This window comes from Kitasatospora arboriphila, from assembly GCF_039528095.1.
GTDB lineage: Bacteria > Actinomycetota > Actinomycetes > Streptomycetales > Streptomycetaceae > Kitasatospora > Kitasatospora arboriphila.
The window spans coordinates 33,823-56,464 of record NZ_BAAALD010000025.1 but is presented as its reverse complement, the minus strand read 5'-3'; the positions used below and the strand labels follow the sequence as shown (position 1 = coordinate 56,464).

The 22,642-nt window shown below is 75.2% G+C and carries 20 protein-coding genes and 1 pseudogene; 10 read left to right on the top strand and 11 right to left on the bottom strand.

Annotated elements, in window-relative coordinates; genetic code table 11:
* Positions 1-16: 16 nt before the first annotated feature.
* Positions 17-826, bottom strand: a complete 810-nt coding sequence (locus ABD353_RS15445) for a hypothetical protein (RefSeq protein WP_344624158.1) — start codon at positions 824-826, stop codon at positions 17-19.
* A gap of 55 nt (positions 827-881) precedes the next feature.
* A complete protein-coding gene (locus tag ABD353_RS15440; protein WP_344624157.1) occupies positions 882-1,814 on the bottom strand; it encodes a hypothetical protein in 933 nt (310 codons plus the stop codon).
* A 245-nt stretch (positions 1,815-2,059) separates the two neighbouring features.
* On the opposite strand from ABD353_RS15440, the gene ABD353_RS15435 reads away from it, so the two are divergent.
* Entirely contained in the window at positions 2,060-2,827 is a 768-nt protein-coding gene (locus tag ABD353_RS15435; protein WP_344624156.1) for a crotonase/enoyl-CoA hydratase family protein, read from the top strand.
* A 118-nt stretch (positions 2,828-2,945) separates the two neighbouring features.
* The gene (locus ABD353_RS15430) at positions 2,946-3,500 is read left to right on the top strand and encodes a hypothetical protein (RefSeq protein ID WP_344624155.1); all 555 of its coding nucleotides are present in this window, start codon (positions 2,946-2,948) and stop codon (positions 3,498-3,500) included.
* 10 nt (positions 3,501-3,510) lie between these two features.
* Here ABD353_RS15430 and ABD353_RS15425 read toward each other — a convergent pair whose 3' ends face one another.
* Entirely contained in the window at positions 3,511-5,076 is a 1,566-nt protein-coding gene (locus ABD353_RS15425; RefSeq protein WP_344624154.1) for a PucR family transcriptional regulator ligand-binding domain-containing protein, read from the bottom strand.
* Positions 5,077-5,321: 245 nt separating this feature from the next.
* Here ABD353_RS15425 and ABD353_RS15420 point away from each other — a divergent pair, with 245 nt between their 5' ends.
* The 4 genes from ABD353_RS15420 (at position 5,322) to ABD353_RS15405 (ending at position 10,150) form a co-directional block, all read left to right on the top strand.
* A complete protein-coding gene (locus ABD353_RS15420; protein WP_344624153.1) occupies positions 5,322-6,788 on the top strand; it encodes a sodium:solute symporter family protein in 1,467 nt (488 codons plus the stop codon).
* A gap of 39 nt (positions 6,789-6,827) precedes the next feature.
* The gene (gene speB / locus ABD353_RS15415) at positions 6,828-7,790 is read left to right on the top strand and encodes an agmatinase (protein ID WP_344624152.1); all 963 of its coding nucleotides are present in this window, start codon (positions 6,828-6,830) and stop codon (positions 7,788-7,790) included.
* Positions 7,787-9,415 carry a thiamine pyrophosphate-binding protein gene (locus tag ABD353_RS15410; RefSeq protein WP_344624151.1) on the top strand — a complete coding sequence of 543 codons (1,629 nt, stop codon included), beginning with the start codon at positions 7,787-7,789 and terminating at the stop codon, positions 9,413-9,415. Before speB ends, ABD353_RS15410 begins: the two co-directional genes overlap by 4 nt.
* A gap of 315 nt (positions 9,416-9,730) precedes the next feature.
* Positions 9,731-10,150 carry an acyl-CoA thioesterase gene (locus ABD353_RS15405; RefSeq protein WP_344624150.1) on the top strand — a complete coding sequence of 140 codons (420 nt, stop codon included), beginning with the start codon at positions 9,731-9,733 and terminating at the stop codon, positions 10,148-10,150.
* 18 nt (positions 10,151-10,168) lie between these two features.
* Here the strand turns inward: ABD353_RS15405 and ABD353_RS15400 are convergent, their stop codons facing one another.
* From ABD353_RS15400 to ABD353_RS15390, 3 genes are all read right to left on the bottom strand, one after another.
* A complete protein-coding gene (locus tag ABD353_RS15400; RefSeq protein WP_344624149.1) occupies positions 10,169-11,092 on the bottom strand; it encodes a LysR family transcriptional regulator in 924 nt (307 codons plus the stop codon).
* 83 nt (positions 11,093-11,175) lie between these two features.
* Entirely contained in the window at positions 11,176-11,604 is a 429-nt protein-coding gene (locus tag ABD353_RS15395; RefSeq protein ID WP_344624148.1) for a DUF7144 family membrane protein, read from the bottom strand.
* Between the two features lie 266 nt (positions 11,605-11,870).
* On the bottom strand, positions 11,871-12,299 hold the full coding sequence (locus tag ABD353_RS15390; RefSeq protein WP_344624147.1) for a DUF7144 family membrane protein: 429 nt from the start codon (positions 12,297-12,299) through the stop codon (positions 11,871-11,873).
* Between the two features lie 206 nt (positions 12,300-12,505).
* Here ABD353_RS15390 and gad point away from each other — a divergent pair, with 206 nt between their 5' ends.
* Positions 12,506-13,894: a glutamate decarboxylase gene (gene gad / locus ABD353_RS15385; RefSeq protein WP_425555161.1), complete on the top strand. Its 1,389-nt coding sequence runs from the start codon at positions 12,506-12,508 to the stop codon at positions 13,892-13,894.
* A gap of 49 nt (positions 13,895-13,943) precedes the next feature.
* Complete coding sequence (locus ABD353_RS15380; protein WP_344624146.1) at positions 13,944-14,654, top strand: pyridoxine/pyridoxamine 5'-phosphate oxidase; 711 nt, start codon at positions 13,944-13,946, stop codon at positions 14,652-14,654.
* A gap of 104 nt (positions 14,655-14,758) precedes the next feature.
* Here ABD353_RS15380 and ABD353_RS15375 read toward each other — a convergent pair whose 3' ends face one another.
* From ABD353_RS15375 to ABD353_RS15365, 3 genes are all read right to left on the bottom strand, one after another.
* On the bottom strand, positions 14,759-16,765 hold the full coding sequence (locus tag ABD353_RS15375; protein WP_344624145.1) for a PTS fructose transporter subunit IIABC: 2,007 nt from the start codon (positions 16,763-16,765) through the stop codon (positions 14,759-14,761).
* Between the two features lie 122 nt (positions 16,766-16,887).
* Positions 16,888-17,832, bottom strand: a complete 945-nt coding sequence (gene pfkB / locus ABD353_RS15370; protein ID WP_344624144.1) for a 1-phosphofructokinase — start codon at positions 17,830-17,832, stop codon at positions 16,888-16,890.
* Positions 17,829-18,590, bottom strand: a complete 762-nt coding sequence (locus ABD353_RS15365; RefSeq protein WP_344624143.1) for a DeoR/GlpR family DNA-binding transcription regulator — start codon at positions 18,588-18,590, stop codon at positions 17,829-17,831. The genes pfkB and ABD353_RS15365 overlap by 4 nt, the downstream gene beginning before the upstream one ends.
* A 289-nt stretch (positions 18,591-18,879) precedes the next feature.
* Here ABD353_RS15365 and ABD353_RS15360 point away from each other — a divergent pair.
* A pseudogene (locus tag ABD353_RS15360) lies at positions 18,880-19,122 on the top strand (HPr family phosphocarrier protein); the annotation flags it as partial.
* Positions 19,123-19,169: 47 nt separating this feature from the next.
* Positions 19,170-20,822, top strand: coding sequence for a putative PEP-binding protein (locus ABD353_RS15355; RefSeq protein ID WP_344624178.1), 1,653 nt, complete (start codon positions 19,170-19,172; stop codon positions 20,820-20,822).
* A 21-nt stretch (positions 20,823-20,843) separates the two neighbouring features.
* Here the strand turns inward: ABD353_RS15355 and ABD353_RS15350 are convergent, their stop codons facing one another.
* Both ABD353_RS15350 and ABD353_RS15345 read right to left on the bottom strand, forming a co-directional pair.
* Complete coding sequence (locus tag ABD353_RS15350) at positions 20,844-22,031, bottom strand: hypothetical protein (RefSeq protein ID WP_344624142.1); 1,188 nt, start codon at positions 22,029-22,031, stop codon at positions 20,844-20,846.
* Positions 22,032-22,069: 38 nt separating this feature from the next.
* Positions 22,070-22,600 carry a SigE family RNA polymerase sigma factor gene (locus ABD353_RS15345; protein ID WP_344624141.1) on the bottom strand — a complete coding sequence of 177 codons (531 nt, stop codon included), beginning with the start codon at positions 22,598-22,600 and terminating at the stop codon, positions 22,070-22,072.
* Positions 22,601-22,642: the final 42 nt, after the last annotated feature.

Here is a 22,642-nt window from a genome sequence, read left to right as displayed (position 1 = left end):
TTCGGTAGGCGCTCGATCAGCAGTTCTTGAAGGCGTCGCAGAGCGGCGCCCCCAGCAGGCGCAGGACGGCGGTGTCGTCCTTGACCGTCCAGGCGGCCTTGGGCTTCTTGGTGCCGTAGGGGCCGTAGACGGTCAGCTCGGCGACCGTGGTCGAGGTGGTCGTCAGGTACTCGTGGACGGTGATGCCGCCGCTGCCCTGCTTGAGGGTGATGGTGGCGGCCAGGTACGCCGGGTCCTCGGCGGTGACCTTCACGCTGGGGGTGGCGCCGTCCGGGGCGCAGGCCTTGACCTCCGCGGTCAGGGCGCGCAGCAGCGCACCGGCGGACTGCACGGCCCCGCTGGAGGTGCCCTTGAAGTGGACGACCGTCTGCTGGACCTGCCACTCGTCGGTGCCGCCGCTCAGCAGCGACTGCGCGCCGTCGGCGCCGGTGCCGAGGCCGGCGAGGTCCGAGGAGCGGGCCGAGTCGCAGAGCGTCTCGAAGGCGAACGGCTCGCCGTTCTTGACCGCCTTGGCCTTCCCGGCCTGCGCGGGCCAGTGGTAGGCGGAGTTCAGCGGCAGGTCGTTGCCCTTCATCCAGGCGGAGGCGGGAACGCCGTTGACGGCCGGGCCGGTGGCAGCGCCGGCCTTGGCGCTGGGGGAGGCGGCCGCGGAGGCGGCGTCCCCGGCGGGCGAGGGGTCGGCCGCGGACGGCGCGGCCTGGCTCGCGGCGGCGGTGCTCGGCGCGGCGGCCGGCTCGGCCGGGTCGCAGGCGGTCAGCACGCCGACGGCGAGGACGGCGGCGGAGACGGCGGTGGCGGCGCGCAGCGCCGTGGTGTGTCGGGACACGGTGAGGTGGCTCTTCCTGGTTTCGACGGCCGGCCGTGCGGGCCGGCACGGACGGTCAGTAGCCCTGCGGGCCGTGGTTCGGGTTGGCCTGGGCGACCTTGGCGGCCAGGTCGTGGCCGTCCGGTGAGACGTGGTAGCGCGCCATCATGTAGTTCATGGAGGCGCACGCGCTGGCCACCGGGTCGTAGATCTTGGTGGAGGTGCCCGGCTGGTGGTAGGCGGCGAAGGTGTCCGGGATGCACTGCCAGGGGCCGCGCGAGGAGTGCAGCGGCGCGCCGTCCGCCTGGGTCGGGCCCCAGGCGTTGCTGTCGGTCTTGTTCACCAGCCAGTGCGAGTCGTTGTACGAGGACTCGCGCTGGGTCATGGTGAGCAGGCCGCGCATCCAGTTGGCCCGGGCCTGCGGGTCCTTGATGCCCATGGTGTCGAGCGCCTGGTTGACGTAGTCCTCGCAGGCGGCCCGGCCGCTCTTCCACGAGCCGGCGCCGCTGTAGTCGACGTCGGACATCGGGATCTTGCCGTGCGGGTTCGGCGAGGAGGGCATCGGGTGGTGCCCGCCGCTGCCGCCGCCGTCGTGGCCGCCGCTGCCGCCCTGGTGTCCGCCGCCGTGGTGTCCGCCGCTGCCGCCGGGCTTGCCGGGCGACTTGGGCGGGGTGTGGTGGCCGCCGCCGGGCAGCTGCTTGCCGGCGTGCTCCTCGGCCTCGCGGTAGTTGTCGGCGCAGTGCCGGATCCCGGCCGCGTCCTGGTGCATCGCCTTCGCGGTGGCGGCGGCGCTCTGCCCGGCGTCCTGGGCGGCCTGTTCGGCGGCGAGCACGATGCCGGTGGAGAGCACGCCGCCGGTGATCAGGGTCTCGATCTCGGCGGTGCGGAACTTGCCCGAGAGCGCGTCGACCTTGGCCGCGACGCGTTCCAGGCGTTCGGCCTGGGCCTGCCACTCCTTGGCGAGCCGGTCGAGTTGTTCGGGCGACACTTTGTAGTGGCTGCCTGACATGGCGGTCCTTCCCCCGTCGGACGGCTTCCCGTCCGCGCTGTCCCCGTCGGGTCGGACGGCCCCGGCGGTGCGGCCGCCGGATCGTGTGCCACCCAATCCCCGGCGGCAGATCATAGTATGAGCGCCTGTCAGTGGGCCCGCCGGACCCCGCCGCGCGGCGGCCTCGTCGGGACGGCGCCGTTCTGGTTCGATGGGGTCCGTCCACCGGTCGGCGGTGGCCGCGGCAGCGAGGAGGACCGGCACAGATGCCCGTACGCACCGAACGCAGCGGACCGGTGACCACCGTCGTGCTCTCACGCCCCGAGAGCCGCAACGCCGTCGACGGACCCACCGCCGAAGCCCTCGCCGAGGCCTTCCGCTCCTTCGACGCCGACCCCGAGGCCTCCGTCGCCGTCCTGTGGGGCGAGGGCGGCACCTTCTCCGCCGGCGCCGACCTCAAGGCCTTCGGCACCGCCGACGGGAACCGGGTCGCCCCCGAGGGCGACGGGCCGATGGGCCCCACCCGGATGCGGCTCTCCAAGCCCGTCATCGCCGCCGTCTCCGGCCACGCCGTCGCGGGCGGCCTCGAACTCGCCCTCTGGTGCGACCTGCGGGTCGCCGAGGAGGACGCCGTCTTCGGCGTGTTCTGCCGCCGCTGGGGCGTCCCCCTGATCGACGGAGGCACCGTCCGGCTGCCCCGGCTGATCGGCGCCGGCCGCGCCATGGACCTCGTCCTCACCGGCCGCCCGGTCGACGCCGGGGAGGCCAAGAGCATCGGGCTGGTCGACCGGGTCGTCCCCCGCGGCACCTCCCGGCAGGCCGCCGAACGGCTCGCCGCCGAGATCGCCCGCTTCCCGCAGACCTGCATGCGCGAGGACCGGCTCTCCCTCCTCGAACAGGACGGGCTGAGCGAGCACGACGCCCTCGACAACGAACTCCGGCACGGCCTGCGGTCCCTGCCCGAGGCCGGCGAGGGAGCCGCCCGCTTCGCCAAGGGAGCCGGCCGCCACGGCTCCTTCACCGATCGGCACTGACCGCCGCCGACCGCCGCCGACCGTGCCCCTGCGGGAAGCCGCGCGGTTCCGTGGCGCCTGCACCGGGTAGGGCCCGGGTCGAACAGGTGAACGGGTGGTCGAGTGGCGGGGGCGCCGCATGGGGTGGACGGACCGGACGTGGTCCTGGCGGCTGGCCGGCGGCTTCGCCGTGCTCTGGCTCGGCGGCTGCCTGGCGGTCGTCTGGCTGCTGTTCGGCGCCCGGCTGGCCGCGCTGACCGGTGTCGCGGGGGCGACCGGCACCTTCGTGGTCGCCGGATGCTTCGAGGAACTGGAGGGCAACGACACCCACTGCCGGGGCACGTACACGCCGTTCGCCGCGTCCTCGTCCACCGGTGCGGCGGCTGTTCCCTCGGTGCTGCTCCGCTCCGCCGCCGGCGACCACCGGCCGGGCACCCGGCGCGACGTCCGGCTCGTCGGCCGCGACGTCTTCGAGCCCTTGCCGTCCACCGCCGCCCACTACGTCACCTACGCCGGCTGGACGGCAGCCACCCTCGGTGTGCCCGGTCACTGGCTGCTCACCTCCGCCCGCCGGGGACGCCTCCGCAACGGCGAGAACTACTTCTTCGGCTGGCTCGTCGCCCTGTTCGGCGCCGTCGCCCTCGGCATCCTCGCCCTGCCCGTCGCCTGGATCCTGACGGTCTCCCTCGGTTAGCGGGCCGGATTCAGGCCCGGTGGTCCGTCGGCGGGAGCCGGCGGAGGGCGAACCACAGCTCCATGCGGACGTCGGGGTCGTTGAGGTCGGCGGCGAGGAGGTCGGCGGTGCGGGCGATGCGCTGGCGGACGGTGTTGCGGTGGAGTTCGAGGGCGGCGGCGGTGCGGTCCCAGCTGCCGTGGTGGGCGAGCCAGGCGGTGAGGGTCTCCCGCAGGACGTCCGGTCCGGGGGCGCCCGCCTCCGCGAGCGGCGCCAGCAGGGCCCGGGCGTGGGCGCGGGCCTCGTCCTCGGCGACCAGGGCGTGCATGCTCAGGGCTTCGTCGCGCTGCTGCGCGGCGCCCCGGCCGCCCGCCAGCGCCCGTCGCAGGGCGCGGTCGGCGTGCACGGCCGCGTTCCCGAGCCCGTCCGGCCCGGTGGGGGTGCTGAAGCCGAGCGTCCAGCCCAGCCGGACGGCGGCGGCCGGATCGGGCGCGGCGGGCCCGGGGACGAGGGCCCGCAGTTCGTTGCCGGTGACGTCCAGGTAGGGCGTGCCGAGGGCGGTGCCGAGCGCCGCGACCTGGACGGGGTCGTCCCCGCGTCCGGGCCGGGTGCGCCGTCCGGCGACGACGATCCAGCGGCCGTCCGCGGCGCCGTCCGGTTGCAGCAGGGCGGCGACCTCGGCCGGGGCTGCGCCGAGCAGCAGCCGGACGAGGGCGCCGGAACCGCGGGTGTCGGCGCCGAGGGCGGGCCGGGGGCTGGTGAGCAGGGCGAGCAGGACGGCGGCGACGCCGGTGACCGAGCGGTGGACGCTGCTGGGCGGGGTGTCCGCGGCGATGCCGAGGGCGAGGCCGCCGGGCAGGGTGTGAACGGTGAGGTGGCGTCCTTCGAGGTGCTCGGCGGCGGCCGTCGGGGGCGCCGTCCGGCCGGGCCGGCCGGCGAGCCGGGCCGTGGTGCGGGCGGCCAGCTCCCGCACCTGCCGCGGCGCCGGCGCGGCGGGGCGCTCCCCGGCGGCGAAGAGCTCCTGTCCGGCGGCGTCCAGCAGCACCGTCCAGGAGCCGGTGCGCACGGCCAGCTGGTGCAGCACGGCCTGCAGCGCGTCCGGCCGGGCCGCGGCGGAGGCGAGGGCGGACTGCGCCTCGGAGACCAGCCGCAGGTCGCGGTTGCGGGCCTCGGCCATGAACGCGTACGCGGCCCGGTTGACCGCGACGAACGGCGTCGCCGGCGGCACCCGCACCAGCGGCAGCGCATGCCGCTCGCAGGTCTCGACGAGCACCGCCGGCACCTCGTCGTGGACGGGGGCGATGCCGAAGCCGAGCGCCGCGATCCCGGCCGCGGCGACGCTGCGCACGTACGCGTCCACGGCCTCCGCGGTCGGCGGGAAGCGGACGCCCGCGGTCAGCAGCAGTTCGCCGCCGGACAGGTACGGCGCCGGGTCGGGCAGCTCGGTGGTGCCGATGGTGCCGATCAGCCGGTCGTCACGGGGCCCCGCGATCTGCTCCAGGCCGAGGCCCGGGGCGCCGAGCAGCACCCGCAGCGGCAGGGCGGGCGTCCCCGGCTCGGGCGCGCGCGGGGCCGCCGGGACGGGCGGTGCGGACATGCCCGGCCTCCCTCTGATGGACACTTCCTCCATCCAGAGCATAGAGAATGGACGGATCCGACACTTCAACCGCCCCGGCGCTGCTCGTACCGTTTCAGCACGGGCCGAGGACGCCGTCGGGCGGTCGGTGCCCGTACCCGTCCCCCCTCCGGCGCCGCGGCAGGCCCCCTTCCGGCCGCGGCAGCCGTCCCCCACGAGCACCCCGGCCCCGCACCCGCAGCGCGGCGGCCGGATCGGAGGACCACATGGCCATCGACTACGTCGTGATGACCTGCTACCTGGCGGGCATCGTCGCCGTCGGCTGGTGGGGCAGGCGGCGCGCCCGCTCCAAGAGCGACTTCCTGGTCGCCGGCCGCCGCCTCGGCCCGCTGATGTACACCGGGACGATGGCCGCCGTCGTGCTCGGCGGCGCCTCCACCATCGGCGGCGTCCGCCTCGGCTACACCTACGGCCTGTCCGGCGCCTGGATGGTCTTCGCGATCGGCCTCGGCCTGCTCGCCCTGAGCGCCTTCTTCTCCGCCCGGATCGCCCGGCTGAAGGTCTACACCGTCGCCGAGATGCTCTCGCTGCGCTACGGCGACGCCGCGAGCGTCATCTCCGGCGTGGTGATGTGGGTCTACACCCTGATGCTGGCCGTCACCTCCACGATCGCCTACGCCACCGTCTTCGACGTGCTCTTCGACGTGCCCCGCTGGGCGGCCGTGGTGATCGGCGGCACCATCGTCGTCGGCTACTCCGCCCTCGGCGGCATGTGGTCGATCACCCTCACCGACATGGTGCAGTTCGTGGTGAAGTCGATCGGCGTGCTGGTGCTGCTGCTGCCGATCGCCGTCGTCAAGGCCGGCGGCTGGAGCGCCATGGCCGACAAGCTGCCCGACGGCTACTTCTCCTTCGGCTCCATCGGCGGCGAGTCGATCCTCACCTTCGTGCTGATCTACACCTTCGGCATGCTGATCGGCCAGGACATCTGGCAGCGGGTGTTCACCGCCCGCACCGACAGGGTCGCCTCCTACGGCGGCACCGTGGCCGGCGTCTACTGCCTGGTCTACGGGCTCGCCGGCGCCGTCATCGGCATGGCCACCAAGGCGCTGCACCCGCAGCTCGTCGGCGCCGACAGCGCCTTCGCGACCATCGTGAAGACCACCCTGCCGACCGGTGTGAAGGGGCTGGTGCTGGCCGCCGCGCTCTCCGCGATGATGTCCACCGCCAGCGGCGCCCTGATCGCCTCCGCCACCGTCGCCAACAACGACATCTGGCAGTGGCTGCGCACCCGCGGCGGCAAGGTCCGCCCGCAGGGCGACGACCACGACGAGGTCGGCTCCAACCGGCTGGCGATCATCGTCCTGGGCGCGATCTCCATCGGCCTGGCCTGCCTGCTCGACGACGTCCTCGCGGCCCTCACCGTCGCCTACAACCTGCTGGTCGGCGGCCTGCTCGTGCCGATCCTCGGCGGCCTGGTCTGGCGCCGCGGCAACCTGCCGGGCGCGCTGGCCGCGATGACCGCCGGCGGCGTCACCGTGATCACCCTCATGGTGCTCAAGGGCACCCTCGCCAACGAGCCCATCTACTACGGCCTCGGCGCCAGCCTGGTCGCCTACCTGGCCGTCAGCCTGGCCACCCGGCCCACCGACGCCCGCCTGCTGGAGCGCTGGCGCGACCGCCTCGACGGCCGTACCCCGGCCGAGCCCGAGGCCGTCCCCGCCGCCGCCTGACGGCACGCCACCGCACCCACCGACCCTCCCGAGGAATCCATGAGCACCACCGAACCGCGCGGCCCGATCGACTCGTCCCGCGTCCCGCGCTACGCCGGCCCCGCCACCTTCGCCCGGCTGCCCCGCCTGGACGAGGTCGGCCGCGCCGACATCGCCGTGGTCGGCGTCCCGTTCGACACCGGGGTCTCCTACCGGCCGGGCGCGCGGTTCGGCGGCAACGCGATCCGCGAGGCCAGCCGCCTGCTGCGGCCCTACAACCCGGCGCAGGACGCCTCGCCGTTCGCCCTCGCCCAGGTCGCCGACGCCGGCGACGTCGCCGCGAACCCCTTCAACATCAACGAGGCCGTCGACACCGTCGAGGCCGCCGCCCGCGACCTGCTCGCCACCGGTGCCCGGCTGATGACCCTCGGCGGCGACCACACCATCGCCCTGCCGCTGCTGCGCGCCGTCGCCGCCGAGCACGGCCCGGTCGCCCTGCTCCACTTCGACGCCCACCTCGACACCTGGGACACCTACTTCGGCGCCGAGTACACCCACGGCACCCCGTTCCGCCGCGCCGTCGAGGAGGGCATCCTCGACACCTCCGCGCTCAGCCACGTCGGCACCCGCGGCCCGCTCTACGGCCGCCAGGACCTCACCGACGACGAGAAGCTCGGCTTCGGCATCGTCACCTCCGCCGACGTGATGCGCCGCGGCGTCGACGAGGTCGCCCAGCAGCTCCGCGAGCGGATCGGCGACCGCCCGCTGTACGTCTCCATCGACATCGACGTCCTCGACCCGGCGCACGCCCCCGGCACCGGCACCCCCGAGGCCGGCGGCCTCACCTCCCGCGAACTCCTGGAGATCCTCCGCGGACTCGCCGGCTGCAACATCGTCTCCGCCGACCTCGTCGAGGTCGCCCCCGCCTACGACCACGCCGAGATCACCTCCGTGGCCGCCTCGCACACCGCCTACGAGCTGACCACCCTGATGGCCCGCCGGATCGCCGAGGAGCGCGCATGACCCACGTCCGCAACGGCGGCGACCTGGTCGTCGAATCCCTCGCCAACCTCGGCGCCGAGACCGTCTTCGGCCTCCCCGGCCAGCACGCCCTCGGCCTGTTCGACGCCCTGCGCCGCTCCCGGCTGCGCTACGTCGGCCTGCGGGTGGAGAACAACGCCGGCTTCGCCGCCGACGGCTACGCCCGCACCGCCGGCACCGTCGCCCCGCTGTTCCTCTCCACCGGCCCCGGCGCCCTCACCTCGCTCGCCGCCCTCCAGGAGGCCGCCGCCGCCTCCGCCCCCGTGCTCGCCGTCTCCTCGCAGATCCCCTCCGCCGGCCTCGGCGGCCGCCGCCGCGGCTACCTGCACGAACTCGTCGACCAGCAGGCCAGCTTCCGCGACGTGGTGAAGTCCGTGCACACCGCGCGCACCGCCTCGCAGATCCCCTCCGCCCTCGCCGCCGCCTGGGAGTCCGCCCTCACCGCCCCGTACGGGCCGGTCTGGGTGGAGATCCCGCAGGACGTCCTGCTCGCCCCGACCACCGTGCCCCGGGTCACCGGCCTGCGCGCCGAACCCCGCCCGCTCGTCCCGCGGGCCGAACTCGTCGCCGAGGCCGCCGTGCTGCTCGCCGAGGCCGAGAACCCGGTGATCCTCGCCGGCGGCGGGGTCGTCCGGGCCGGCGCGACCGACGAACTGCTGCGCCTGGCCGAGCTGTTGCGCGCGCCGGTGGCCTGCACCTTCGGTGCCAAGGGCGCCTTCCCCTGGGAGCACCCGCTCTCGCTGCAGTCCTGGCTGGAGGACCGGCACACCACCGACCTGCTGGAGAACGCCGACGTACTGCTCGTCGTCGGCTCCGGACTCGGCGAACTCTCCAGCAACTACCACACCTTCGCCCCACGCGGTCAGCTGATCCAGGTCGAGGCCGACCTCGGCAAGCTGGAGTCCAACCACCCCGCCTTCGGCATCCACGCCGACGCCCGGCTCGCCCTCGCCGCCCTCGCCGACTCCGTCCCCGCGCGCGAGCCCGACGGCCGCGCCGAGGCCGCCGCCGCCGACCTGCTCAAGCAGGTCCGGGCCCGGATCGACGGCCAGGGAATGGAGTTGGAACAGCAGGTCCTCGCCGCGGCCCGCGCCGCCCTGCCGGACGACTCCCCGGCCTTCTTCGACATGACCATCCTCGGCTACTGGGCCTGGTCCGCGTGGGACGCCCGGCGCCCCGGCGCCATGCACTCCGCCCAGGGCGCCGGCGGCCTCGGCTACGGCTTCCCCGCCGCGCTCGGCGCAGCGGCGGCCCTGCCGGGCCGGCCCGTCCTCGCCGTCTCCGGGGACGGCGGCGCGATGTACTCGATCGCGGAACTCGCCACCGCCCGCCAGCACGACCTGGACGTCACCTGGCTGATCGTGGACGACGGGGGCTACGGCATCCTCCGCGAGTACATGACGGACACCTTCGGCGAGGCCACCGCGACCGAACTCGCCCGCCCCGACTTCCTCCGCCTCGCCGAGTCCTTCGGCGTCCCGGCCGTCCCCACCACCCCCGAAACCCTCCACACCGACCTCACCGCCGCCCTCGCCACCCCCGGCCCCACCGTGGTCGTCCTCCCCGCCCTCCTCCGCATGTTCGCCCCCACCCACCTGGAGCCCTGAGGCCGAGTCAGGGGCACCACCCCAGGGGCGCGTGGGGGCACCTCCCGGCCGAAGGCTGGGGGAGAGCTGCGCAATCCGGGATCGGCTGGCTCTGGAGAATCAGGTAGAGCCAAGTCAGGGGCGCGGGGAACTGCGCAGTCCGGGGTTGGGTGTGGGGGCTGTCAGGGCCGACCTCTGGTTCGTAGCGGGCAGCCACATCCGGATCGCGCAGTTCCCCGCGCCCCTGTTTTTGCTTGGCCCATCCTGCAAGTGCGGCCGCACCCGGATCGCGCAGTTCCCCGCGCCCCTGCCGGGCGTGCCCGTACTGTTCGTGGCATGACCGAATTCAGTGTTCCGATCACCGTCCGCGGCTACGAGACCGACTCCCAGGGCCACCTCAACCAGTCGGTCTACCTGCAGTACGCCGAGCACGCCCGCTGGTGCTACCTCGAACACGCCGGCATCCGGCAGGCCGACCTGCTGGCGAAGGGCGTCGGCCCGGTCGTGCTGGAGACGACCGTCCGCTACCGGCGCGAGCTGCGGGCGGGCGAGGAGGTGGCGGTGAGCTGCCGTTTCGTGTGGGGCGACGGCAAGACCTTCGGTGTCGAGCAGACCGTCGTGAAGGCGGACGGCACCCTCGCCGCCGAGGTCACCGGAGTGGGCGGCTTCCTCGACCTGACGGCCCGCCGGCTGGTCGAGGACGCCCGGGAGCCGATGCGCGCCCTGGCGGCGGACCCGGCGGCACTGGGCCTCTGACGCCCGCCGCAGGCGCCCTCACCAGGCCGGGGCCGCCGCCAGCAGTCGTGCACGGACCTGTGCGACGGCGGCCGGTTCGGCGGCCCCGGCCCGTCCGACCAGCCAGGCGGTGTTGATCGGCGGGTCCTCCGGTTCGTGCAGTGCGACCAGTGCCCCCGAGGCGAGGTCGGCCGCGCACAGGTAGCGCGGCAGGACGGAGAACCCGGCGCCGCCGGCCACCGCGGCGGCCACCCCGCGCAGGTCGGGCACCACGGCCGCGGCCGGTCCGGTCAGCCGGGTGCCGAACACGTGCCGCCAGTAGCGCCGGGCGATCGGCAGGTCCTCGGCGTAGGTGACCAGCGGTACGCCGCGCAGTGCGGCGGGGCCCTCGGCGGCGACCCGCCCTGCGCCGATCCGGGCGGCCCAGTCGGGCCCGGCGACGAGGACGAACTCCTCGTCGGCGAGCGGGACGGCGTGCAGGGCCCGCCCGCGCGGCCGGGCGGTGGCCACGACGAGGTCGTAGCGGCCGGCCCGCAGTCCGGCGAGCAGGTCGTCGGTGAGTCCGGCGGTGACCCGCAGCCGCAGTCCGGCGCCGATCAGCGGGGCGAGCGCGGGCATGGCGCAGACGCCGAGGAACTCGGCCGGCCCGGCGAGGTGGACGGGCTCGGCCGGGGCGCCGGGGTCGGCGCTGCCGCGTTCGGCGACGGCGGCGAGGGCGTCCAGCGGGGCGGCGACCTCCGCGGCGAGGGCGTCGGCCGCGGCGGTGGCGGTGACCCCGCGCGGCAGCCGTTCGAACAGCGGCCTGCCGAGCTGCTGCTCCAGGGTGCGGATCTGTGCGGTGACGGTCGGCTGGGAGAGCCGCAGCAGCCGGGCGGCGGCGGTGAAGGAGCCGGAGCGGTGCACGGCGAGGAAGGTCCGCAGCAGGCCGAGGTCGAGCGGTCCTGAGGTGTCACCACTGGGCATGCCCGGCAGCCTAGGGCCTGCCCGGGAACGCGGGCGGCCGCGGCACCCGCTCGGGTGCCGCGGCCGGTCCGCGGAGGCCCTGCTCAGTCCTCGTGGTACAGGGCCAGCGCCCAGATCACGAGGATGTCCAGCGTGATCAACACCCCGCTCCACACCGGGTAGTACGGCAGCCACAGGAAGTTGGCGATGGTGCTCAGCGCGGCCAGCCCCATGCCCGCGTAACGGGCCCAGGCGATGCCGCGCAGCACGAAGGCGCCGATCACGGCGACCAGGATGCCGAGCACGATGTGGGTCCAGCCCCACGCGGTCACGTCGAAACGGAACACGTACCGCGGCGTGGTCACGATCAGGTCGTCCCGGGCGACGGCCACGATCCCCTGGAACACGTTGAGCAGGCCGGTGACCAGCATCACCACGCCCGCGAACAAGGCCAGGCCGGTGACCCAGCCGCTGTACGAACGCGCGGGCGGGCCGCCCGCGCGGGCGCCCGGGGGGACGGAGGTGGAGGCCATGGCGATCTCCCTTTCGGAGACGTACGGATGTCCCGACCGTCCGTCCGGTCGCCGGGCCGGGCCATCGGGGCTGGGCCGTCCGGGTACCGGGGTCGCCGTAGGTGGCGCAGCCCCCGCCCGGTACGGAGTACGCCCGCTGTCGGGCACCGGTGCCGACGCGAGGGGTGCCTCGGTGGCTCTGCACAATGCTCAGGAACCGGCGGCCGACCCGGCCGTCGACGTCTTCGCCTCGCCGCTGAGCGAGCGGCCGCCCCGTGGAGGGCCGCTCAGTCCTGCCGGTACACCGCCAGTGCCCAGATGACGAAGATGTCCAGGGCGATGATCACGATGCTCCACAGCGGGTAGTACGGCAGCCACAGGAAGCTCGCGATGAGGCTCAGCGAGGCGACCCCGATGCCGGCGTACCGGGCCCAGGCCATGCCGCGGAGCACGCAGAGGCCGACGAGGGCGACCACGAGGCCCAGGATGATGTGGATCCAGCCCCAGGAGGTCACGTCGAACTTGAACACGTAGTTCGGTGTGGTGACGATCAGCTCGTCCTGCGCGACGGCGACGATCCCCTGGAACAGGTCGAGGAGACCGGTGACCAGCATCACCACGCCGGCGAACAGCACCAGGCCGGTGACCCAGCCGCTGTTCTGACGCGGTGGCAGGCCCCCCGTGGCGGGGCCCGGGGGGACGGAGGTGGAGGCCATGGCGATCTCCCTTTCGGAGACGTGCGGATGTCCCGACCGTCCGTCCGGTCGCCGGGCCGGGCAATCGGGACTGGGCCGTCCGGGTGCCGGGGGTCGCCACAGGTGGTGCCGCCCCCGCCCGGTATGGAGTACGCCCGCTGTCGGGCCCGCGAGGGCGCCCGTAGGGTCCGAGGGGATGCTGTCGGACGACGCGAGAGGGGCCCTCGGTGGCTCTGCACAACGCTCAGGAACCGGCGGCCGACCCGGCCGTCGACATCTTCGCCTCGCCGCTGAGCGAGCGGCCGCTGCCCAAGCGGGCCATTCCGGACTTCCCGGCCCCGCCGTCGGTGGTCTTCCAACTGCTGCGCAACGAACTGCTGCTGGACGGCAACGCCGCGCAGAACCTGGCGACCTTCTGCACGACCTGGGCGGACGACGAGGTCCGCCGGCTGATGGACCTGTGCCTCGACAAGAACATCGTCGACAAGGACGAGTACCCGCAGACCGCGGAGATCGAGTCGCGCTGCGTGAACATCATGGCCGACCTGTGGCACGCGCCGGCCGGTGCCGAGGGGGCCAACGCGGTCGGCTGTTCGACCACCGGCTCCAGCGAGGCGGCGATGCTCTGCGGCCTCGCGCTGAAGTGGCGCTGGCGCGACCGGCGCAAGGCCGCCGGGCAGTCGACCGAGCGCCCGAACCTGGTCTGCGGGCCCGTCCAGGTGTGCTGGGAGAAGTTCGCCCGGTACTTCGACGTGGAGCTGCGCCAGGTGCCGGTGGAGCCCGGCGCGACCGGCCTGCAGCCGCACCAGCTGCGCGAGTACGTCGACGAGAACACCATCGGCGTCGTCGCGATCCTCGGCGTGACCTACACCTGCACCTACGAGCCGGTCGCGGAGATCGCCGCCGAGCTGGACCGCATCCAGACGGAGACCGGCATCGACGTGCCGCTGCACGTGGACGCCGCCTCGGGCGGGTTCATCGCCCCGTTCCTCCACCGCGACCTGGTCTGGGACTTCCGCCTGCCGCGGGTCTCCTCGATCAACGCCTCGGGCCACAAGTACGGCATGGCCCCGCTGGGCGTCGGCTGGGCGCTGTGGCGGGACAACGACGCGCTGCCGGACGACCTGGTCTTCCATGTCTCCTACCTCGGCGGCGACATGCCGACCCTCGCGCTGAACTTCTCCCGCCCCGGCGGACAGGTCGTCACCCAGTACTTCATGTTCCTGAGGCTCGGCCGCGAGGGGTACCGACGGGTCTACCAGGCCTGCGCCGACACCGCGCAGCACCTGGCCCGGCAGGTCGCCGAGATGGGCCCGTTCACCCTGCTGTACGACGGCGTCGGCGCGCTGCCGGCCGTCTCCTGGACGCTCACCGACCCGGACTCGGTCGGCTGGAGCCTGTACGACCTCTCCGACCTGCTGCGGATGCGCGGCTGGCAGGTGCCCTCGTACCCGCTGCCGCCGGACCGGCAGGAGACGGTCATCCAGCGCGTCCTGGTGCGGCACGGCGTCGACCGCGACGAGATCGAGCTGCTCGCCGAGGACATGCGCCGGGCGATCAAGCGCCTCGAACAGGGACACCCGCACGAGGCGGACCGCGTCGGTTTCCATCACTGAGTACGGTGGGGTCGGGGGTCGGACGTCGGGACGAGCGAACGGGAGGCCGATGGTGGCGGGCGACGACGGGTTCGACAGGTACCGGCCCAGTGCGGTCGGCGAGATGCTGCGGGACCGGCCGCCGATGGCCCGCGAACTGCCGGTCTTCGAAACCGACCTGGCACCGGCCGAGCCGGGAGCGCTCTTCGTGGACTGGCTGGTGCAGGCCCTCGAGGCGGGTGTGCTCGACCCGCAGGTGATGACGCTCTCGACGGTCGACGCGGACGGCGTGCCCGATGCCCGGGTGCTGGTGCTGCGGGACGTCGACGCGGCCGAGGGCGCCTGGCTGTTCGCCGCGGAGGCCGACAGTCCGAAGGGCCGTCAACTCGCGCTCAGCCCGATGGCCGCGCTCAGCGTGTACTGGCCGCTGCTCGGCCGCCAGGTCCGCGTCCGCGGCTCGGTCGAGGCCGCGCCGCCGGCCGTCTCCGCGGAGGAGTTCCGCGGACGCTCGCCGGGCGCCCGGGTCGCCTCGCTGGTCGGACGGCAGAGCGAGCCGCTCGGGTCGCTCGCCGCGTACGACCTGGCGGCCGACGAGGCCCAGCTGCTGCTGGACGCCGACCCGGAGCTGGTGGCCGCGGGGCACACGGTGTACGTGTTGCGCGCCGCCGAGGTCGAGTTCTGGCAGGGCGACCCGAGCCGGCGGCACGTCCGGCTGCGGTACACCCGCACCGGCCTCGGCACCGGCCGGATCGCCTGGACCAGCACCCTGCTCTGGCCGTAGGGGAGCAGCACCGCGAAGGGGCAGCAACACAGGGGCGTGTGGGGCGCCTCCCAGCCTTCGGCCGGGAGACGCCCCACACCACCCTGATCGGCGCCTGCCGACTGTCAGGCCGCGGTGCCGGCCAGGACCCGGGCTGCCGGGTCCGGTTCCTGGGCGGCTGTCGGGGCGGGGCGTCGCAGGCCCTTCAGCAGGATCACCAGGCCGGCGGTGACGACGGTGCCCGCGGCGATCGCCACCAGGTAGAGCACCGGGTTGCCGATCAGCGGCAGGACCCAGATGCCGCCGTGCGGCGCCCGCAGGGTCGAGCCGAAGGCCATCGTCAGACCGCCGGCGACCATGCTGCCCGCCATCGCGGAGGGGATCACCCGCAGCGGGTCGGCCGCGGCGAACGGGATCGCGCCCTCGGTGATGAACGAGGCCCCGAGCACCCAGGCGGCCTTGCCGTTCTCCCGCTCCTCACGGGTGAACAGCCGCCGCCGCACGGTGGTCGCCAGGGCCAGGCCCAGCGGCGGGGTCATGCCGGCGGCCATCACCGCGGCCATCACCTTCAGGCTGCCCGCGTCCGGCACCGAGCCCGCGGTGGTCAGCGCGCCGGCGGCGAAGGTGTACGCCACCTTGTTGAGCGGGCCGCCCATGTCGAAGGCCATCATCGCGCCCAGCAGCAGGCCGAGCAGGATCGCGTTGGTGCCCGACAGGCTGTTCAGCCAGTCCGTCAGCCCCTTCATCGCGGAGGCGATCGGCGAGCCCAGCACCACGAACATCAGGAAGCCGACCGCGGCCACCGACAGCAGCGGGATCACCACCACCGGCATGATCCCGGCGATCGCCCGCGGCACCTTCCAGCCGGTCATCCAGCGCACCAGCAGGCCCGCGATCAGACCGGTGACGATGCCGCCGAGGAAGCCCGCGCCGACCGTCACCGAGACCGCGCCGCCGACGATGCCCGCCGCCAGCGCCGCCCGGTCCGCGATCGCGTAGGCGATGAACCCGGAGAGGACCGGCACCAGGAAGGCGAAGGCCGCCGCGCCGGTCTGGAAGAGCAGCGCCGCCCAGCTCAGGTGGGACGTCCAGTCGAAGTGGCCGACCACCGACGGTGCCGAGGAGATCGTGTAGCCGCCGATCGCGAAGCCCAGTGCGATCAGCAGTCCGCCGGCCGCGACGAACGGGATCATGTAGCTGACACCCGTCATCAGGTAGCCGCGCAGCCGCTTCGCCCAGTGCTCCTGCCGCTGCACGGGCGCCGGGGAGGCGGCCGGCTCCGCGGTGCGGGCGGGGGCGGCCGCGGCGAGCGCGACCGCCTCGGCGACCAGCTCGTCGGCCCGGTTGACGCCGGCCTTCACCCCGGTGTCGACCGTCGGCAGCCCGGCGAACCGGGCCCGGTCGCGGACCTCCACGTCGTGCGCCAGGATCACCGCGTCCGCGGCGGCGATCACCGCCGGGTCCAGCGGGGTCGAGCCCGCCGAGCCCTGGGTCTCCACGTGGATGGTGGCACCGGCCCGGGCCGCCGCCTGCTCCAGCGCCCGGGCGGCCATGTAGGTGTGCGCGATGCCGGTCGGGCAGGAGGTCACCGCGACCAGCCGCGGGCCGCCCGCCGAGGGCGAGGGGGCAGCGGCGGTCGCCGGGGCGGCGGTCGCCGCGGGCTCCGGCGAGGGGGCCGGCTCCTCGTCGTTGACCAGGGCGGAGACCGCGCTCGGGTCGGTCGCCGCGCGCAGCGCCCCGGTGAACTCCGGGTCCATCAGCCGCCGGGCCAGCGAGGCCAGGATCTGCAGGTGGGCGTCGTCCGCGCCGTCCGGGGCGGCGATCATGAAGACCAGGTCGGCCGGCCGGCCGTCCGGGGCGTCGAAGTCCAGCCCGCGGGTGCTGCGCCCGAAGGCCAGGCTCGGCCGGGTGACGTGGGCCGAGCGGCAGTGCGGGATGCCGATCCCGTCGCCCAGGCCGGTCGGCGCCTGCGCCTCGCGGGCGGCCACGTCGGCGAGGAAGCCGTCGAGGTCGGTGACCCGTCCCTCGGCCGCCAGCCGCTGGGCCAGGGCACGGAGGGCCTCCGCCTTGTCGTCGGGGGCGAGGTAGAGATCCACGAGCGCAGGTGTGATCAGTCTGCCGTTGTCGCTCATCGTGTCGGTCCTTCACCAGTCGTGCATCGGTGGTGCGTGGTCGGTTCCCTGTGCCCCCAGGTCCTTCCGATCGGCCGTGCGACGGCCGGTGCGCGTCTGCGGCCCTCGCGGCCGCGCCCGGTTCAGCGGCCCAGCGGCAGCTCCCGCGGCACGTCGGCGGTCACCACGACGGTGTCCGGTTCGAGGTCGGCCGGGATCGGCATCACGCTGCCCGGCAGCCGGACGGCCGCCGCGCCGTGCGCCAGCGCCGAGGCCAGCGCCTTCGGGCCGCTGCCTCCGGCGCCGAGGAACCCGGCCAGGGAGGCGTCGCCGGCACCGACGTCGCTGCGGACCTCGTCCACCGGCGCCGTGCCGTACCAGGAGCCCTCCTCGGCGACCAGCAGCATGCCGTCCGCGCCGAGGCTGGCAAGCACCTGCTGGGCGCCGAGCTCGCGCAGCCGCTCGGCCGCGTCGAGGGCCGCGCCGAGGGTGGCGACCGGACGGCCGACCGCCTCGGCGAGTTCGTCGAGGTTCGGCTTGACCACGTCGGGGCCGGCCGCCAGCGAGGCCAGCAGGGCCGGGCCCGAGGTGTCCACGGCGATCCGGGCGCCGCCCAGGTGGGCCTCGGCGACCAGGTCGGCGTACCACTCGGGTGCCAGGCCGCGGGGCAGGCTGCCGCAGCAGGCCAGCCAGTCCACGTCCGCCCCGGCGGCCTGCCGGCGGACGGCGCCGAGCAGCGCCGCCGACTCCTCGGCGGTCAGCTGCGGCCCGGGTGCGTTGATCTTGGTGAGCGGGCCGTGCCGCTCGACGACCGACACGTTGATCCGGGTGTCGCCGGCGACCGGGACGGCCGCCACGTCGATGTCCTGACGGTGCAGCAGCTCCGCCAGCAGCCGGCCGGGCGCGCCGCCGAGCGGCAGCACGGCGGCGGTGCGGTGACCGGCGGCGGTGAGCGCCCGGGCCACGTTCACGCCCTTGCCACCCGGGTCCAGCCGGTCCCCGGTGGCCCGGTTGACCTCGCCGCGGGCGAGCTCGGACAGCTCGTAGGTGCGGTCGAGGCTGGGATTGGGGGTGATGGTGACGATCATGCGCGGATCACTTCCGGTCCGAGTTCTTCGATCTCCGCGGCCTGCCGGTCGGTCAGCCCGCTGTCGGTGACCAGGACGTCGACCTGCTCCAGCGAGCCGAACCGGGCGAAGTGCCGGGTGCCGTACTTCGAGGAGTCCGCGACCAGCACGATCCGGTGCGCCCCGGCGACCATCGCCCGCTTCACCGCGGCCTCGGCGAGGTCCGGCGTGGAGAGGCCGCCCTCCCGCGAGAAGCCGTTGGTGGCCACCACGGCCACGTCGGCGTGCACGTCGGCGAGCGCGCGCAGCGCCCAGTCGTCGACGGCGGCGTGGGTGCGGTGCCGGAGCCGGCCGCCGACCAGGTGCAGCGAGAGCGAGGGGTGGTCGGCCAGGCGGGCGGCGACCGGCAGCGCGTTGGTGACCACGGTCAGCGTGCTGTCCGCGGGCAGCAGCGCCGCCAGCCGGGAGACGGTGGTGCCGGCGTCCAGCAGCACGCTGCCCTCGGCGGGCAGCAGGGCCAGCGCGGCGCGGGCGATCCGCTCCTTCTCGTCGGCGGCGGTCGAGTCCCGCTCGGCGAGGCCGGGCTCCAGGTGCAGCGCCCCGGCGGGCAGTGCCCCGCCGTGGACGCGGCGCAGCAGCCCGGCCCGGTCGAGGGTGCTGAGGTCGCGCCGGATGGTCTCCTGCGTGACGTTGAACTCCTCGGCGAGCGAGGGGACGTCGACGCGGCCCCTGGTCTGGGCGAGCTGCAGGATCTGCTGCTGGCGCTCGGGAGCGTACATGTGGGATCGGGTCCGTTCATGTCTGTTTACGCCTGGTTGACTCCGACGATACGCCCCGGCCGTGGAAAAGCAAGAGTCCGAACATGTGGGATTTCTGCCCGATTGCGTTGACATGCCGAGCGAACCGGGCGTAAAACCAAATAAAACCCACCCGGTGACGGGTGCGTGACCACCCCTGACCGCCCGGTACCCGCGGACCGCCCCCACCGCCGGTACCGGGCCCGCGGCCCCCATCCGGACCGCCCGTTCGGGCACTCCCGGACGCACCCCGTGAACCCGAAGGACACCCATGCCCCAGCTCCTGGTCACCGTCGGCTCGCAGAGCGGCCTGCACGCCCGACCCGCCTCCCTCTTCGTCCGGGCCGCCGCCCGGCAGAGCGTCAAGGTCGGCGTCGGCCGCCCCGGCCAGACCCCGGTCGACGCCCGCAGCCTGCTCTCCGTCCTCGCCCTCGCCGCCGGCCACGGCGACACCCTGGAACTCACCGCCGACGGCGAGGAGACCGCCGCCCGCGCCGCCCTCGACGAACTCGCCGCCCTGCTCGCCGACGACCTGGACGCCGACCCGGTGCGGCCGCCCCGCTGCACGGCATCGGCGTCGGCCGCGGCAGCGCGGCCGGGCCGGTCGCCCGGGCCGCCCCGCCCCCCGCGCTGCCGCCGGCCCGCCCGGTCGCCGACCTGGCCGCCGAGAGCGCCGCCGTTCGCTCCGCCCTCGCCGCCGTCGTCGCGGACCTGGAGGCCCGCGCCGCCCGGGCCGGCGGCGCCGCCGCGGACGTGCTCACCGCCCAGGCGATGATCGCCGCCGACCTGGTCTTCGCCGACCGGGCCACCGAACTCGTCGCCGCCGGCACCGACGGCCCGCACGCCGTCACCGCCGCCTACCAGGGCTTCCGCGAGGCCCTGCTCACCGCCGGCGGCTACTTCGCCGAGCGCGCCGCCGACCTCGACGACCTCCGCGACCGCGCGGTCGCCCGGCTGCTCGGACTGCCGATGCCCGGCCTGCCCGACCCCGGCCACCCGTACGTCCTGGTCGCCGACGACCTCGCCCCCGCCGACACCGCCGAACTCGACCCCGCCCGGGTCCTCGCCCTGGTCACCGTCCGCGGCGGCCCCACCAGCCATACCGCGATCCTCGCCAAGGCCCTCGGCCTGCCCGCCGTCGTCGGCTGCCCCGGCGCCGCCGGACTGCAGGACGGGCGGACGGTGCTCGTGCTCGCCGCCGACGGCGCCGTCCACCCGGATCCCGTGCCGGAGGCCGTCCGGCATGCGGCCGAGCGGCAGCGGGCCCGCCGGGAAGCGGCCGCCCGCAGCTCGGGGCCCGGACGCACCGCCGACGGGCACCCCGTCGCGCTGCTCGTCAACCTGGGTGCCGCGCACGAACTGACCGCCGCGGCCGCCGCCGACTCCGAGGGCGTCGGCCTCTTCCGCACCGAGTTCCTCTACCTCGACCGGGCCGAGGCCCCCGGCGCCGCCGAGCAGACCGCCGCCTACCGGGCCGTCTTCGAAGCCTTCGCCGGACGCCGCGTCACCGTCCGCACCCTGGACGCCGGCGCCGACAAGCCGCTGCCCTTCGCCACCGCCGCCGACGAGGAGAACCCCGCCCTCGGCGTCCGCGGCCTGCGCACCGCCACCCGCGACCCGCAGCTCCTGGAGACCCAGCTCGCCGCGATCGCCGCCGCCGCCCGCGGCAGCGGCGCGGACGTCCGGGTGATGGCCCCCATGGTGTCGCTGCCCGCCGAGGCCGCCGCCTTCGCCGGCCGGGTCCGCGCCCACGGCCTCGCCCTCGCCGGCGCGATGGTCGAGGTGCCGGCCGCCGCACTGCGCGCCGACCGGCTCGCCGAGGTCTGCGACTTCCTCAGCATCGGCACCAACGACCTCGCCCAGTACGCCTTCGCCGCCGACCGCACCCTCGGCGCCCTCGCCGAGCTGCTCGACCCCTGGCAGCCGGCCCTGCTCGACCGGGCCGCGGCCGCGGCCGGGGGCGCCGCCGCGCACGGCGTCCGGGTCGGCGTCTGCGGGGAGGCGGCGGCCGACCCGGACCTCGCGCTCGTCCTCGTCGGCCTCGGCGTCACCGGGCTGTCCGCCGCACCCTCCTGCCTGCCCGAGGTCCGCGCCGCGCTCGCCGGGCACACCCTCGCCGACTGCCGCCGCCTCGCCGGGCTCGCCCGCAGCGCCCCCGACGCGGCGACGGCGCGGGAACGGGTGCGCGGCTCGCTGCGGACGGCCGGGGGCTGACCCACCCCCGTCGGCGGTGCGTCAGCCGCGCCAGGCGGGGGCCGTCGCCAGGGCCCGGAGCTGGTCCACGGTGAGGGCGGGGGCGCCCGGCAGGAAGGTGCGGGCGTCGGGGCCGTTCCACTCGTTGACGGTCACCCGGGTGCCGTCCGCGTGCAGGGCCTCGGCGTTCCACTGCACCTCCGGGCCGTCCGTCCCGTCGGACTCCCGGTGGGCGCCGGCCACCACCGAGGTGCCGTCCGCGGTGTGCGTCAGCTCCGGGCCCCGGCCGGACTCGAACGTCCCCCGCGGGTCGGACTGCTCGCCCTCCTGCCAGTGCGGCTCGACGTCGACGGTCACCCAGCTCGTCCGGCCGTCCAGCGAGACCTGCAGCCGCACCCGGCCGGGCATCGCGAGGCCGTCGGCCGGGCCGGCCACCGCGCCGGACGGCAGCAGCTTCGCCACCGCGTCGTGCAGCGCGGCCGTCGGCGGCAGGGTCACCCCGGGCTTCGGCGGGTCGGTGACCCGCACGCCGTCGAACGTGACGTCCCAGACGCTGCTCGTCACCACCGCGACCGCCTGCTCGGTGCTGAGCGGGGGCTCCGGCCGCCCGTCCCGGTTGTAGGTGTCGACCCGTACCTGGCGCCCGTCCGGCCTGGTGTACGAGGCGACCAGGACCTTGCCCGCGCCGGACCGCTCCGGCAGCAGCACGTTCACCATCAGGACCGACCCGTCGGGCCGCACCGTGCGGCTGCAGCTGAGCGTCGGCCGCTCCGACGGGTCGAAGCAGTGCGCACCGCGCGAGGCTTCGGTCACCGGCGTGGCGATCCGGTCGACGCCGAGGCTGATCTGCCCGCCGGTGTGCGCCGTCTCGAGGTCGACGACGGCGGACGGCCCCCTCTTCACGTCGCCCTCGTTGCCGGTGAAGCCCATGGCGCCGGTGACCCGGCCGCTCGGCAGCAGCGAGACCAGCGCGTCGCGCATGTACTCCCCGCTGACGGAGGACCGGGGCTGCGCGGCCGGCGCGCGGTCGCCGTGCAGGGCCGGCAGCGAACCGGCGGCCAGCACGGCCGCGCCGACCGCCGCCGCCCCGGCCAGTACGGCGGCCCGGCGCCGCCTGCGCCGGCGCACTCCGCGGGTCGCCGCACCCTGGGCGAAGGCCAGGGCGTTCGGTTCGGGGGCCAGGTCGGCCGCCGACCGCAGGGCGGTGGTGAAGCTCTCCTCGACGGGCATCGTCGTTCTCCGCATCCTCTCGTACTGCAGGTCGTCGGTCAGGGGTGGACGAGCGCGTCGAGGTCCTCGCCGAGCACCGTCCGCATCCGGGCCAGCGCCCGGCTGCTGCGCGAGCGCACCGTGCTGGGGCTCAGCCGCAGCACCGCCGCGGTCTCCTCCGCGCTGCGGTCCTCCCAGTAGCGGAGCACCAGCACCGCCCGGTCCTGGGGCGGCAGTTCGCCGAGCGCCTGCAGCAGGGTCACCCGCAGCGCCGGGTCCGGCGCGGCCTGCGCCGTCTCGGCGAAGGTGTCCGTCACGTGCTCGCTGCTGCTGCGCCGCCTGCGGTAGGAGAGGAAGGTGTTGACCAGGACGGTCTGCGCGTACCCCGCCGGGTTCGCCATCCGGGACACCTTGCGCCACCGGCCGAACAGCCGGCCGAGCGCCTCCTGCGCCAGGTCCTCGGCGAGGTGCGCGTCACCACCGGTCAGCAGGTAGGCCGTTCTGACCAGGTGGTGCCCCCTCGCCGCAGCAAAGTCGAGGAAGGCCGGCGGCTCAGTGGGCGCCGGACGCGTCGTCGTTGTGCGGTCCATGACCTTCTAACGCGGTGGGGCGGGCACCGCGTCCCACCGGAT

Excerpts from the sequence above, each read along its gene's own strand:
- ABD353_RS15440 (WP_344624157.1), bottom strand. The coding sequence starts at position 1,814 with ATGTCAGGCAGCCACTACAAAGTGTCGCCCGAACAACTCGACCGGCTC.
- ABD353_RS15350 (WP_344624142.1), bottom strand. The coding sequence starts at position 22,031 with ATGCCCGTCGAGGAGAGCTTCACCACCGCCCTGCGGTCGGCGGCCGAC.
- ABD353_RS15405 (WP_344624150.1), top strand. The coding sequence starts at position 9,731 with ATGACCGAATTCAGTGTTCCGATCACCGTCCGCGGCTACGAGACCGAC.
- ABD353_RS15365 (WP_344624143.1), bottom strand. The coding sequence starts at position 18,590 with ATGTACGCTCCCGAGCGCCAGCAGCAGATCCTGCAGCTCGCCCAGACC.
- ABD353_RS15345 (WP_344624141.1), bottom strand. The coding sequence starts at position 22,600 with ATGGACCGCACAACGACGACGCGTCCGGCGCCCACTGAGCCGCCGGCC.
- ABD353_RS15425 (WP_344624154.1), bottom strand. The coding sequence starts at position 5,076 with ATGTCCGCACCGCCCGTCCCGGCGGCCCCGCGCGCGCCCGAGCCGGGG.
- speB (WP_344624152.1), top strand. The coding sequence starts at position 6,828 with ATGAGCACCACCGAACCGCGCGGCCCGATCGACTCGTCCCGCGTCCCG.
- ABD353_RS15400 (WP_344624149.1), bottom strand. The coding sequence starts at position 11,092 with ATGCCCAGTGGTGACACCTCAGGACCGCTCGACCTCGGCCTGCTGCGG.
- ABD353_RS15380 (WP_344624146.1), top strand. The coding sequence starts at position 13,944 with ATGGTGGCGGGCGACGACGGGTTCGACAGGTACCGGCCCAGTGCGGTC.
- ABD353_RS15430 (WP_344624155.1), top strand. The coding sequence starts at position 2,946 with ATGGGGTGGACGGACCGGACGTGGTCCTGGCGGCTGGCCGGCGGCTTC.
- ABD353_RS15410 (WP_344624151.1), top strand. The coding sequence starts at position 7,787 with ATGACCCACGTCCGCAACGGCGGCGACCTGGTCGTCGAATCCCTCGCC.
- ABD353_RS15375 (WP_344624145.1), bottom strand. The coding sequence starts at position 16,765 with ATGAGCGACAACGGCAGACTGATCACACCTGCGCTCGTGGATCTCTAC.
- ABD353_RS15390 (WP_344624147.1), bottom strand. The coding sequence starts at position 12,299 with ATGGCCTCCACCTCCGTCCCCCCGGGCCCCGCCACGGGGGGCCTGCCA.
- ABD353_RS15420 (WP_344624153.1), top strand. The coding sequence starts at position 5,322 with ATGGCCATCGACTACGTCGTGATGACCTGCTACCTGGCGGGCATCGTC.
- ABD353_RS15395 (WP_344624148.1), bottom strand. The coding sequence starts at position 11,604 with ATGGCCTCCACCTCCGTCCCCCCGGGCGCCCGCGCGGGCGGCCCGCCC.
- ABD353_RS15435 (WP_344624156.1), top strand. The coding sequence starts at position 2,060 with ATGCCCGTACGCACCGAACGCAGCGGACCGGTGACCACCGTCGTGCTC.
- pfkB (WP_344624144.1), bottom strand. The coding sequence starts at position 17,832 with ATGATCGTCACCATCACCCCCAATCCCAGCCTCGACCGCACCTACGAG.